Origin of the sequence: Thermocladium sp. ECH_B, from assembly GCA_001516585.1 — an archaeon.
GTDB lineage: Archaea > Thermoproteota > Thermoprotei > Thermoproteales > Thermocladiaceae > Thermocladium.
Map to the genome: position 1 here is coordinate 1 of LOBW01000054.1, position 12,653 is coordinate 12,653.

12 protein-coding genes and 1 pseudogene are annotated in these 12,653 nt (G+C 44.6%); 5 read left to right on the forward strand and 8 right to left on the reverse strand.

The window, feature by feature from the left end; translation table 11 throughout:
• The first annotated feature begins 123 nt into the window (after positions 1–123).
• Positions 124–2,145, forward strand: coding sequence for a hypothetical protein (locus AT710_06960; GenBank protein KUO91291.1), 2,022 nt, complete (start codon positions 124–126; stop codon positions 2,143–2,145).
• Positions 2,146–2,373: 228 nt separating this feature from the next.
• Here the strand turns inward: AT710_06960 and AT710_06965 are convergent, their stop codons facing one another.
• The 3 genes from AT710_06965 to AT710_06975 form a co-directional block, all read right to left on the reverse strand.
• Positions 2,374–2,859, reverse strand: coding sequence for a hypothetical protein (locus AT710_06965; GenBank protein KUO91292.1), 486 nt, complete (start codon positions 2,857–2,859; stop codon positions 2,374–2,376).
• Between the two features lie 118 nt (positions 2,860–2,977).
• Positions 2,978–3,616, reverse strand: a complete 639-nt coding sequence (locus tag AT710_06970) for a hypothetical protein (GenBank protein KUO91293.1) — start codon at positions 3,614–3,616, stop codon at positions 2,978–2,980.
• A gap of 95 nt (positions 3,617–3,711) precedes the next feature.
• A complete protein-coding gene (locus tag AT710_06975) occupies positions 3,712–4,242 on the reverse strand; it encodes a heat-shock protein Hsp20 (GenBank protein ID KUO91294.1) in 531 nt (176 codons plus the stop codon).
• A gap of 202 nt (positions 4,243–4,444) precedes the next feature.
• Here AT710_06975 and AT710_06980 point away from each other — a divergent pair, with 202 nt between their 5' ends.
• Positions 4,445–6,295 carry a hypothetical protein gene (locus AT710_06980; GenBank protein KUO91295.1) on the forward strand — a complete coding sequence of 617 codons (1,851 nt, stop codon included), beginning with the start codon at positions 4,445–4,447 and terminating at the stop codon, positions 6,293–6,295.
• A gap of 43 nt (positions 6,296–6,338) precedes the next feature.
• Here AT710_06980 and AT710_06985 read toward each other — a convergent pair whose 3' ends face one another.
• Positions 6,339–6,746 (reverse strand): hypothetical protein, encoded by a 408-nt coding sequence (locus AT710_06985; GenBank protein ID KUO91296.1) that lies wholly within the window; start codon positions 6,744–6,746, stop codon positions 6,339–6,341.
• 544 nt (positions 6,747–7,290) lie between these two features.
• On the opposite strand from AT710_06985, the gene AT710_06990 reads away from it, so the two are divergent.
• Positions 7,291–8,232, forward strand: a complete 942-nt coding sequence (locus AT710_06990; GenBank protein KUO91297.1) for an alcohol dehydrogenase — start codon at positions 7,291–7,293, stop codon at positions 8,230–8,232.
• On the opposite strand, the gene AT710_06995 is transcribed toward AT710_06990, so the two are convergent.
• The 4 genes from AT710_06995 to AT710_07010 are packed head-to-tail and all read right to left on the reverse strand — an operon-like array spanning position 8,229 to position 10,998.
• Positions 8,229–8,840, reverse strand: coding sequence for a 50S ribosomal protein L18 (locus AT710_06995; protein ID KUO91302.1), 612 nt, complete (start codon positions 8,838–8,840; stop codon positions 8,229–8,231). The genes AT710_06990 and AT710_06995 overlap by 4 nt on opposite strands.
• 5 nt (positions 8,841–8,845) lie before the next feature.
• Positions 8,846–9,298: a 50S ribosomal protein L19 gene (rpl19e, locus tag AT710_07000; GenBank protein ID KUO91298.1), complete on the reverse strand. Its 453-nt coding sequence runs from the start codon at positions 9,296–9,298 to the stop codon at positions 8,846–8,848.
• Between the two features lie 27 nt (positions 9,299–9,325).
• Entirely contained in the window at positions 9,326–10,600 is a 1,275-nt protein-coding gene (locus tag AT710_07005; GenBank protein ID KUO91299.1) for a transporter, read from the reverse strand.
• The gene (locus tag AT710_07010) at positions 10,600–10,998 is read right to left on the reverse strand and encodes a methylmalonyl-CoA mutase (GenBank protein KUO91300.1); all 399 of its coding nucleotides are present in this window, start codon (positions 10,996–10,998) and stop codon (positions 10,600–10,602) included. The genes AT710_07005 and AT710_07010 overlap by 1 nt, the downstream gene beginning before the upstream one ends.
• A 99-nt stretch (positions 10,999–11,097) precedes the next feature.
• On the opposite strand from AT710_07010, the gene AT710_07015 reads away from it, so the two are divergent.
• A complete protein-coding gene (locus tag AT710_07015; protein ID KUO91301.1) occupies positions 11,098–11,844 on the forward strand; it encodes a hypothetical protein in 747 nt (248 codons plus the stop codon).
• A gap of 93 nt (positions 11,845–11,937) precedes the next feature.
• Positions 11,938–12,653, forward strand: a pseudogene (locus AT710_07020).

A 12,653-nucleotide genomic window follows, 5' to 3' on the forward strand; every position in this document is an offset into this window, starting at 1 on the left:
CTATAAATTGCTTCAAATCCCTTTTCAGACGTATACGTCGAACGCTGTTCAATACATAATGTGCATATTCACGTATCTATTTTAAACGATTGTTATATTAGCATTGACATATGTGTCATTCCCATGAAGCGGTCAATTTCGGGACTCGCGCTGATGCTGGTGGCGGCGCTAATGGTCACAGCATCAGCACTACACGCGGCTGTAACTAATAATACGCTTGCTGCCCAGAACCAACCAGTAACTGTGCAGTTGCCTTATTATGCTGAGTTAACCTATACCGACATAATAAATCAAACTAGCACTGTCTCACTTCAGCCAGGTCAAGCAACAACCGTGCAGGCACCCTTATCGCCTGGGCCAGGCTATGTTTTGGAGTATTTGGAGATATACTTCCCAACACCTACTCCGGCATTAACTATAAGCGGTGCCGGCGTGCTGGTTTCTCAGAATCAGTATGGAATGATCACATCGGCATACACCACTAATTCTAGCTTGACCATAACTAATAATGGCCAGACCACCGTCAATGCAACCATAATAGTCAGCGCGACATTTGCTAAGGAGGACTATATACCGTTAACTCCCCAAACAAGTACTATTAATATAACCNCGCCGGACTATACGTTCCAGTACGTCACTGATCAAGTAGTTAAATTGACTATTGATAATAATGCCCCCTTCGAGTTAGTCAATGCTTATCTTCCAAATGGAACATCTCTCTCCCAATTAGTTGATAACTGGTACCAAAACGTGACTTACTTCAAGATCGAGGAGAAAGCTCTGCAATTGGATATGTCTAAATTACCGCCGGGCACGTACTCGGTGGATATAGCATATGGTGCGCAGTACCAAATGCCGAGCGCTATGCTGGTCAAGGGAACTCAATTCTTCAATGAAACAGTATCCCCCAAGAGCAGTCTAGTGGTGTCATCATCGAGTTTTGGAGTGCCAGCCGGATGGAACCTGCTTGGCTACGTGGCTGTAGTGTATACAGTGGAGCCGCTTGTGGTAGGGCAGAACCCAGTCAAGTTCCAAGTAATAGCTAACAGAGTGATGCCAGTATATACGTTATTTAACCTAATAAGCGTGGCTGGAATAACGTATATACTGCCTCCATTCATAAAGTTTGCCCCAGTAATAGGAATATATGTGATATACGACAATGTATTCAAGGTACAGAACCCGACCTCCTCGCCATTAACGGTAACCTATATGCCAATACTATATAAGCAGGTCGGTCAATGGCAGAACGGCAATCTAGTGGTAACAGTTGCTCCAAGTGATATAAGCAATGGATTATGGACATCCCTAGTGGTTCAGCTTCCAGAGGTAGGTTATATTCAGAAAATAGTGACGCCCAGCGGCGTATCTTATGGTGGATACACTGATTCCGAGCTACCATGGGGATCAGTGGATCGCTTGGTATCCATATCGCCTACTCGTCATGAGGCATACATAGCCGTAAGCACCCTTGGAGTAAATGAGCCTGGACAATACGAGGTGTACGTGAATTGGGCTCCGCTGCAAGTGCAAGTGATTAATACCAATGGAAAGCCGGTTAAGGGAGCCACAGTAACTGCAACTCAGGATGGAGTGAATTATGGACCTATACCCGTCGGCGCTAATGGAATAGCGTATATCCCGATAAAGTCGCCTGACCCGATCCAATTCACGGTATCGTACCAAGGCGCCCCCGTCTACATAGGATACGTCAATACATTGACTAATCAACCAATAACCCTGCAACTGGGCGTGTATAATGTAACTGTGGTGGTGGAGGGACAGTTCCACCAAGCCCTAGGGGGAGTCAACGTAACGCTTTATAGGATAGGTTATGGACCAACATATAGCTCAATTACCAGCAATGCTGGAACAAGTAATGTTAATGGAGTCCTCGCCGGCACATATCAAGTCACTGCACAGCTCCGTTATGCCAAGTACACCAAGGTAGTGCCGATAACTAGTGCGGGTAAGCCTATAATAATAGGAACTGACATATTGACCGTATTTTACGGAATGCCTATAACCACGGGAGAGGCATTGCTCGCAGCGTTAGGATTTGGAGGGACCGGACTGCTTTTCTACGCAATGAGCCAGAATAGAAAAAGAAGGAATATAGAAGGACCTGATGTAGAGAATATATAGTGATAAAACGAACGACAAACTCCGCTCCTTCCAGGGGGGCGGGGTAAGCTTAAAAAGGAATGCTATTTTTCTTTAATGTCCTCCCCCGGTCAATTCTTGGGAATGAGAAGCGGGAGCCGACCCCGCAATACCGGAGGAGGATCCGCGACGCGAAGGCCGAGTAGCGCCCATAAAGGGCCGTAACCCCCAAGACCCCGGGGAACCCTAAAGGCGGGGGAGGGGGTCGGTTTACCTCTTTTTGCCTAACATTATCCTTAATTCCCTCATTAAATCTATCATTTTTTCAGTATCTGGGGTCATTACCTTAAACTTATTGTGAAGCAGCATCAATGAATTAAACCTCTTATTGAGAAACTTCATCTCAGTCTCCAATCTCTTCTCGCTTATTCTGTCTAACCTATTCCTAATGGAGTCAATGTGTCTATATGTCTCTCTATCCAATCTAACCAGTGCATCCCTAATCATTGTTCTTAGGCTCCCTAACTGATCATCGCTTAGCTCAATCAATGCATATGAGAATTCCACATCGCCTTCCCCGCTCACCTTTGAGATAATTTTCTCCTTTAATGACATGAGTCCCCTCTCAACACTAGCCCTACTCTTCCAGGTAATTATAGCATCATTAGTTATCGCCAAGGCGTTCTCATCTCCTAGATCCCTCAGCAAGTGACTTAAGGCATCCTCGTAATTAGTATTTATCAATATTAGCAGCATACTATGGGCGGATAATATAAGCATTTTTAAGTCTGCCCAATGATCCTCTTCTGCCTTAAAGAGCGGGCATTATCATTTTTAATAAATATGGAGAGCACTTGCATGGATTCACGTAGAATTATTGTTTCTCCTTATATGGGTTCCCCACTAGTTTCTCCAATACAACTTCTGCCACTCTAATAACTGCATTTATCATTAAACTCAGAGGAAGCGAGGAATTGCTTGAGCCACGTCCAGATACGTATTCAGAATTATAAGGGAAATGAATGAAGCCGGAGACCGAGGGGAAGCCCAGCGTCGAGGAGTAGTGAAGCCCTAAATACATGACATAATTGCATAGATACGATCCAGCATAATACGATTCCCGAGCAGGTATGCCAACCTCACGTAATTTACTTACAATTAGCTTCACAGGGAGCGTGGAGATATAGGCGGGAGGGCCATCCTCAATTATCGCTTCATCATCGGCATCATACCCATCATTATCCTTACCATTAGCGATATTCAATGCGAATTTCTCCACACTAATGACTGGACTACCAGGCGCAAGACCCATGCCAATATATGCAGTTGGCTTCTCCTTACGTAACGCGTCAAGCAACATTGACTTGACGCGCGAATATGATACGGGCAAAACTAGTCCTACCAATTCAGCCCCATTTATTATCCTGCCATTAATGCTGCTTGCTATTAACCTGGTGGGGTTCTCTTCATCTCCNCCAAATGGTTCGAATCCCGTTATTAAAATCTTCACCATTAACTAATACAGCCCTAGAGAAAATATAAGTATGTTGTACCATTGAGAAACTAGAATGGCATACACTATTTTTAGAAAGTTAATGAAAGGCAAACTTAATTGACTTCTATTTCGAAACCGCTTTTCCCGTTCTTCTTCGTTAGCTCAATGGTGAGGACGCCATTCCTATAGGTCGCCTTAGCCTTGCTTGGATCCACATTAGCGGGCAAATTAACCTCCTTATAATACCTCCTATCATTGCCCTCAGCTGATACTATTAATTTATCTCCATTAACCTTTATCTTTATTTTATCCTTATCTATCCCTGGCATATCCATGACTACCTTTATCTTGTCTCCATCATCAAATACATCGGTTAATGGCTCTATATCCTCACTAATCACTGGGGCACCGCGTTCACTCCATGGCTTCACATTCCCGANCTCCCGAACAATGGGCTTACCATCGGGACCCATCGTTATTTCGAATCCATAATAATACATATTTGGCTTTCTCGAGCTTCGCTGTTGCTGCTTCTCCGCTTGCCTAAATAACTCGTCCATTTCCTTCTCTATCTCGGTCTCGAAATTATCCATGAACTTTCTTAAACGATTCCACCACTTATCAAAATCGTCGAACTCAGACATAATTGATAACGCTTATACTCCTTTTTTAAACCTTATGGATCAATACATATAGATAGAAATAAGGATGGACCCTCAAGTAATCGGGTTACTTGCCCCCTTGAGTACTATCCATAAATCTCGATGCCCAAGATGATTGGGAGCACGGCGTGCATATTGGCATTTATAAATAAGTTTTTAAATTGCTTGACCCGCGCTTATGGCTATGAGGGCAGGAATATTATTCATTGCCTTATTAATGATGGCGGGAGTTGTCCTTGGGATCCAGGGATGGAGCGTGAAGCAAGTATATACGAAATCCGTTACAATACACGCATTGGCGGTCACCAGCAATAATAGCGGTGCCGTGATAAACATAACGGTAACCGCCATAACTCCTGGCTCGGGCAATATATATGTCGCGACTTCGCCGTTGCCAATAGGAGAGGGGGGCTCCTTCATATCATCCAGTCAAATGGCTGCAATAATGGCCGCATCCATGGCTAATATTCCATTCACTAAATACGATTTCTTCATCAACACTACATCTAACACGCTTGAGATCGGCGGGCCATCGGCAAGCGGTTACATGACCATCGGGATATTCTCTTTACTAGATAATAGGACGCTCAATTCATCAGTAACCATGACCGGCATGATAATGCCCGATGGCACTATTGGACCGGTGGGAGGAATACCTGATAAGATAAGGGCGGCGGCCAGCATGGGCTATAAGGTAGTTTTGGTTCCGTATGGGCAGCAAATATATACTTCGCCCACGTCTCCCCCAGTTAACTTGATATCATTAGGGAAGCAATTAGGAGTAACGGTTATTCCGGTTAGTACAATTTATCAAGCTGCTCATTACTTGACAGGCGTAGGTCTGCCTCCGAATGAGACATTGAGCTTGCCGATTCAATATATAAACATGACAAGATACCTTTATGAAACCCTCCTCCTAAATAAAAGCATTATACCAAATGGCACTATTGAGGCGGCCGAGTACTATGCAAATCAAGATAATTACTATACTGCTGCCAGCTTACTTTATAGCGCATTAATAAATTACTATCAATCCAAGTTCTCCTCATTAACTTCATCGCAGATAAGGAATGAGGCCAATAGCATTAATTCAACAATTAATAATTACTTGGACTTGCTTAATCATACGACGGTGACCAGCGTCAACATTGATGTGATGGTTGGGATGTATGACAGAATATATCAAGCACAGCAATTGCTTAATCAATCAATTTCTAATCTAGACATAGGAAACATCCAGGATGCGGCATCCAATTTATCCGCCGCATATGTACGCGTTGATACATTGCAGTATTGGTATGCATTGCTTAAGGGAATAAAGGGCGGATATGTTATACCTAGGCAATTATTATATAAGGTGTCTCAAGACTACTTGACTTACGCTGAATCAACTGTGACTTACCTGTATTCGTTAACTCAGGCGGAGGGCTTGTCCGCATTCTTTGCCGGCAATATAAATCAATTATTAACGGAGGTAAACAATGCCCAAGTATACTTTGGCGAGGGCAATTACTTAATGGCCCTAAGCAATAGCCTCGACGTCATATCGGAGACCAGCACAATGCTTCACTTGATATTCATGTCCTCCCAATCAACTTCATACGAAACTGGATTATTAACTACAGTTAGGCAATTGGCCCTCTACTCCACAAGCAGGCTAGAGGCGTGCAATGCTACTCCGCTTCTTCCTCTCTCCTATATACAATACGGCGATTATTGGTATAGCCAATTTAATTCCACTAAAGCAAACTCCACTTTTGCGGCCTCCAACTACTTCAATAATGCCCTTAACTTGTATGAGATGTCGGCTGCGTACTCCAATGTAGTGCTTCAATTATTGAGAACGGTGTCGGCCTGTAATGCATCATACTCAATAACTATACCAACAATAAATACATCACTTACTTCAGTATCGGCTCCTCAGCCAACTGTATCCACCTTAACTCAATCAATGGTGATTAATCCGCTAACATTCACGATAGGAATGATATGCATCCTAATAGCCTTAGCCATTTTAGTTAAATTTGGACACTAAGGTTTCCACTGTCTCGACGTGGGGAACCAATGCTGGAGGTACTCTATTGCTTGTTATTTTTGTTTTTTAATTTCTCTAGTTCACTCAACGGAAGCGGCGTCTCTATTTCAGTGCCATCCAACGTAACTATCAGCGAGCCGGTGCTTGTCTCCTCCCAACGAATTATATCATTCCACTCAACGAATAGATCTAGGCCCCTAGCCACATCTATATATATTCCATTATCATAAAGAGAACAATTACCGAAGACGCCAATCATGTTGCCCCACTTCTTCCTATTAAAGCGTCTAACGATTATTATTAATGGATATATTATCACCAGCGCTGCTATTAATAAAAAGAAACGAATAGGACCGGTTACGAATAACGATAATACCATTAATACCCCAGTGAGGGGCACTATCAATAATACTGCTCGTAATCGTTCTCCAAGAGCCACGCCGATATCCATTAATCCAACTCGTCAAGATAATAATTAAATATTTTTCCAGACAAAACAAGACCCTAAACCCGGTAAGGGAGCCCCTCTTTGAGCATTCCATTGATCTGCGACCCATCACATTAAATTTAGGCTCAAGCGATTCATTGAGTTAAATTAATAAAAACAATATAATGATTGGTAATCAAGTGATGAAAGCTGGTATTGCGGAATTAGTGTGACGAGTGATACCAAGTCTGATATAGAGCTAAATAGTTAAGCATTTAAGGGGGTGTTAAGACCTGAACTGAGCCCTAGTTGGGTAGGCGATCGCGGGCGCGGGGCCATCACGGCAACGGGTGGCCTCAGGAAACTCCCCCAAGCATGCATGGGCCCCCGGGGCAACCCGACGGGTAAAACCGTTAAAGGGGGCGCTGGTCCAAATAGGGGCTTGTGAAGGAACCATGCGGCGAGGCCCGGGTAGGACCTTAGACCAATGCTACAGAAGGGGGGTTATGATCGCCTACTCAACTAGGGCGGCCAAAATACTTTAATAAAGGAACCGGAAATTATCATGATGAAGGCATTGGCAGCTGTTCTTCATGAGTTCAATAAACCGCTATCATTGGAATATATTGATTTGAATCCAGGGCCTGGGGAAATGATTGTAAAGGTAAAGGCAAGCGGTATCTGCGGTAGGGATATAGTGATTTGGCGAGGCGGATTCAAATTAAGTCCACCCCTAGTGCTGGGGCATGAGGTCTTCGGCGAACTCAATGGGGAACCAGTTGGGGTCTTCGGCGCCATAACATGTGGTAAGTGCATGTACTGCAGAAATGGAAAAGAAAACCTATGCGATGAGTTGATGTTCCTTGGGGAAAAGAGATTTGGTGGATATGCCGAGGCGGTTTCTGTACCGGAACGAAACATATTCAAATTACCGGATGATCAATTCGAGAAATACGCGGCAGCAACTTGCCCATTAGCAACTGCTATACATGCAACTAAGCTAGTGGATCCACGTGGATTAAAGGTTATGGTTACTGGAGCAGGAGGAAGCGTTGGTATACATATGATTCAGTACTTGAAGATGCTTGGCGCCAAGGTTGTGGCCATTACTTCCAAGCAAAAAAAGCCAATAATAGAGAAATACGCCGATGAAGTGGTGCTGGAGGGAGAGAAATATAATGGCTACGTTGATGTCGTGTACGAGAACGTGGGTGCGCCAACAATTAATGAATCATTGCGTAGCCTAAGGAAGGAGGGGACCCTAGTGCTCATAGGTAATGTCGAGGGACAGGAGATACCGCTCAAACGACCGGCATTGACCATAATGAGGGAACAACGAATTATTGGATCGGCCGCCTACACTAAATCCGAGGTTCTGGAGGCAATTAAATTAATACATGAAGGATCCATAAACACCTCATTTACGGCATATAATCTTAGGCAAGTAAATGAAGCAATTAATGATGTCGTGAATAAGAGGATTCCCGGAAAGGCAGTTCTAATTCCCTAGGCCTCTGCTTCTGCAGTTGATGCCTTAATTGATTCCTCTATTTTCTTCTTAACTTCCTCAAAATTATTAACTATATCGCTTGGGTTTAAGCCATCCTTAAAGTACTTAGAGAATTTCCTCTTTAATTCCTCCTCATTGCTCGCTAATTGGGCAGCGTAGTCAGCTATGTGCTTGCCGCTTAATCGCTCAGGATCCGGAAATGAATCCTCGCTCTGGGGAATATCCATATCAGCATCAATTGCGCCCTTGGCTACAGCAAATATGCGGGAACCAGCAATAGGAACATGAAGGCCAACATCTAGCACGGCCTCCTCTATTCCCTTAGCGACGGCTCTTTTCCCTAATAGGAGACCCGTTAAATAGGCGGCCGGCATATTCTTTAATCCTCCTTTCCATCCAAACTTCCTCAACTCCTTACTAGTTGCGGACACTAATGTTACGTCGCCCTCCGGTCTAGCCTGCATTATCTGGGCTATTATGTAATTGTTAGTTCTTCTAACCACTAGTCTATTCTTGCCGCTTATTACCATTACTGCCCTCTTCTTATAATTCGTCTTCCCCTCCCTTCTTCTCCTGAACTTAACTTTATATGTACCTCCACCGGCCACATTGATCACCTGGTTCCCTCAATTATATGGTTTTGAATCATGTAAGCCCTAAGATTGGCCAACGAATCGAAGTATCCGCCCTTAACCATCAAGTAAAGCCTACGCCAAGTCTTGGAATCAATTGTTCCTTTATGCTTTAAGTAATTCAGGAACCGCCTCATGTTCCTCACCCTATTCACCCATTGCCTCTCCTCATTAACCCTAGCCGACTTAGGGCCCCTCCTCGTGCCTTGACCCCTTCTTCGGCCCTTCTTCTTTTTCTCATGTAAAAGCCTCCAACGACCCCTGCTATTCCCCTTCTTAGGCTCAATCACGACCACGCCCTCCTTAAGCAGCGACCTCGCATCAGATCTAGTGGCTATCTCGGCTAATCTATCAGCGGCATCGGGGGACACCCTTACGCGGGATGATGCAACTCCCAATGCTCTACCTATCAATTTCTTTGCTTGCGAAACCATTGCGGTCTCACCGTATCTTTCGCCATTTTAAATTTTGTGCTCATCATTCTTCTCCACCACCTCAAGCAATATGCCGCCAAGGCTTTTGGGACTAATGAAGGCAACCCTAGAGCCCTCGGCCCCCTTCTCCGATGCGGGAAGCAGCTCTAATCCTTTGATGGATGCGGCTTCCTTGAATTTATCTAGATCATCGACTATTATGGCCAAGTGATGAATCCCTTCCCGCTTCTCAATAAAGCGAGCGATGGAGCTATCGCTGCTTAATGGGACTAGTATTTCTATTCTGGCATTGGATAAACCCAGCATTATCACCTTAACCCCCTGCTCCTTAACAAGTTCCTCCCCAAGTTTCCGCAGGCCCATAGCTTCTAATTTATTTATAAGGGAATCAGGATCCTTTACTGCGACTGCTACATGATCTAAACGGGGATTCATAAGCCCCATTAAGAGTTGAGCGGCATTCCGAGGATTCATAATGCCTTGCCTCACGTCGCGCAGCAAATCGCTGGAGTCGATAATTGTATCCAGGATTTTTTGGGCATGTAGTCTCATCAATAATTCAAGCCTATTGCTTAATATATCGTTAAGTAACCCGTGGCTTGCCAAGTAATTATGGTGCTCCTCAATAATGCTTACTAGTTCACGCACGCCTTGCCCATATAATGGGGAAACCTTAATTGCCCGTGGCTTCCATGAGCCCACGGTGGCTATCCTAAGCATTGATTCTATGTCGAGAAGAACCTTATCCGACTCCGGTGAATCAGCCTTGCTCGCCACATATATGTCGCCTATCTCCATTAATCCCATCTTCAATGCTTGTATTTCGTCTCCGGCAAGAGGGGGCACAAGCACTATGACCGTATCAACTATCTTCCTCACATCAGTATCAACTTGACCGGCGCCTACGGTTTCAAGGAATATGTAATCCGCGCCTAGATACTCCAATAGATTCACTGTGGATATTGCTTCATAGGATAAGCCACCTCTGCTTCCATGTGTTGCTAAGCTCCTTATATATATGTTGGGGCGATCCGAGAGGTCTTGCATGCGTATCCTGTTGCCCATAAATGACCCACCGCTGAAGGGGCTGGTTGGGTCTATGGTCAAGGCAGCCAACTTTAGGCTCGAGGGCAGAATCTTCATGATGGAATATATTAGCGTGCTTTTACCGGCCCCTGGTGGACCCGTTATCCCTATTACCTTGCTCCTCCGAATGGGCTTGTAATTCAATTCCTTGCCGTCTTCTATTAATGATATTAATTTGGAGATGGCTTGTTTATTCCATTTCATCGCTTCCTCCATCACGCTCTCTTCACCATGGCAAGCGACTTGACTTTCTCCACTATAATGGATAAGGGAGTGCCCGGCCCAAATACCTCTGCTACGCCCATTCGCTTCAGCGAATCCTCATCCTCGGGCGGTATTATGCCGCCCACCATTACCGGCACATCAATGCCTCTCTTCCTCATTTCACTCATTAATTCACCCACTAGCTCTAAATGCGAACCGGAAAGTATGCTGTCTCCTATTACGTCCGCATCCTCTTGAATGGCTGTCTCTATTATCTGGCTAGGAGTTTGCCTCATGCCTGTATATACAACATCCATACCAGCCTCAGCCAATGCCCTGGCTATTACCTTGGCTCCCCTATCATGACCATCTAGTCCCAGCTTAGCAACTATTACCTTTATCCTACGCATATGATTCCTAAGATATAAAGCATTTTTTATTTCTTCTGACTCCTTCCTTATCTTGGCGAGGTTCGCCAATATTTTTATGGAACTGAGTTCTCATTATTTATGCTGAAGCTTAGGTTCAGGAACATGGTTGGAGAGGACTTGCCAATGAAGGAATTGCTCTCTGTATCGCGCGGCGTGGGGGTAAGCATTAGCATTAAGAAAGTTAAGGATTACGAAGCATTGATAGATATTGATGATTTAACTAAGGCAATTAACGTTTTCTCACGCTTAGTCCTGATCCGGGAAGTCACCGATGATTACGGCATCGAAATCTATAGAAGACGAAGACAATTATCAAATGATCCGGGGAAGCCACATCTAGACACGGATATAGCAATGCTTATGCTTAACTTGGCTGGCGTAGTTCAAGGGGATGCTGTTTTAGATCCATTCTCCGGCGTAGGTACAATTAGCGCCGTGGCGAGACACCTGGACATTAACGTAGTATCCATTGATATAAGCAGCGGCTTTACTGATGCTCGGGGCGATGCTACTCTATTGCCCATTAGGCAAGGTTCGCTTGATGCGATAGTGACCGATCCCCCATTCAATAGACTTCACACAGTTGATTCGAGGCTGGATCACATTTATCATCAATTCCTGCTTGAAGCATCGATCACATTAAAGCCTTGTGGTAGATTATCATTTGTTTACCCCTCGTATCTAAGCGAATACGTGGAGGATGCATTAATGGAGACCGACCTGGACCTATATGCATATGGAGTTCAATATATTAACGATGCATTCAGCAGAGTCATAATGACCCTAACCAAGGATGGGAATAAATGCCCAATGATGTATTCCTGACCATTACTTTAAGACCCCTTGCTTAATCCCATTGAATAATTCAGCTTAGTGTACAAAGGTAAGTTTAAATAACTCTTTAGTGGTAAACCATACATGAATATGAGCGAGAATTCTGCTACATTAAGAATCGCAGAGGCGAGGAGCAGAGATGTTGGGCGCGGCATAGTTAGGATGGCAAATAAGTACATGAGGGCACTTGAATTAGAGCCTGGGGATTATATTGAGATAATGGCAAATAAGAGAACCGTTTATGCCCAGGTATGGCCAGCCTATAGCGACGATGACGATAAAGATATAATAAGAATGGATGGATTATTGAGGCAAAACCTTGGGTTAAGCATAGGAGACGCCGTTAAAGTCAGGAAGGCTAATCTAAAGCCTGCCCAGAGAGTAATGATGGCGCCCGTAGGCGAAGCAATAAGAATCGATGCAGACTATTTGAAGCGTGCATACCTGCTTGGAAGAGCGGTGTGGAAGGGAGCTGCATTCGAAGTACCATACTACACAGGCGCGCTGAGGTTCATGGTCACACAAGTCACGCCTGGCCCAGCCGCATATGTTGGGGTAGATACTGAAGTGATAGTTAGGGAGGAACCAGTGAAGGAGGCTGAGATAGCTGTATCAAGAGTTACTTGGGAGGATATTGGGGACTTGGAGGAGGCTAAGCAGAAGATAAGGGAGCTCGTGGAGCTGCCCCTAAGGCACCCCGAGCTATTCAAGTACCTTGGAATAGACCCACCAAAGGGAATACTCCTAGTGGGCCCACCGGGCACCGGAAAAACACTACTAGCAAAAGCAGTGGCAACGGA

What these genes read in the sequence shown, in the direction of transcription:
- AT710_07015 (KUO91301.1), top strand. Translation starts at nt 11,098, where the DNA reads ATGCTGAAGCTTAGGTTCAGGAACATGGTTGGAGAGGACTTGCCAATG.
- AT710_06985 (KUO91296.1), bottom strand. Translation starts at nt 6,746, where the DNA reads ATGGATATCGGCGTGGCTCTTGGAGAACGATTACGAGCAGTATTATTG.
- AT710_06980 (KUO91295.1), top strand. Translation starts at nt 4,445, where the DNA reads ATGAGGGCAGGAATATTATTCATTGCCTTATTAATGATGGCGGGAGTT.
- AT710_06965 (KUO91292.1), bottom strand. Translation starts at nt 2,859, where the DNA reads ATGCTGCTAATATTGATAAATACTAATTACGAGGATGCCTTAAGTCAC.
- AT710_06990 (KUO91297.1), top strand. Translation starts at nt 7,291, where the DNA reads ATGAAGGCATTGGCAGCTGTTCTTCATGAGTTCAATAAACCGCTATCA.
- rpl19e (KUO91298.1), bottom strand. Translation starts at nt 9,298, where the DNA reads ATGGTTTCGCAAGCAAAGAAATTGATAGGTAGAGCATTGGGAGTTGCA.
- AT710_07010 (KUO91300.1), bottom strand. Translation starts at nt 10,998, where the DNA reads ATGCGTAGGATAAAGGTAATAGTTGCTAAGCTGGGACTAGATGGTCAT.
- AT710_07005 (KUO91299.1), bottom strand. Translation starts at nt 10,600, where the DNA reads ATGGAGGAAGCGATGAAATGGAATAAACAAGCCATCTCCAAATTAATA.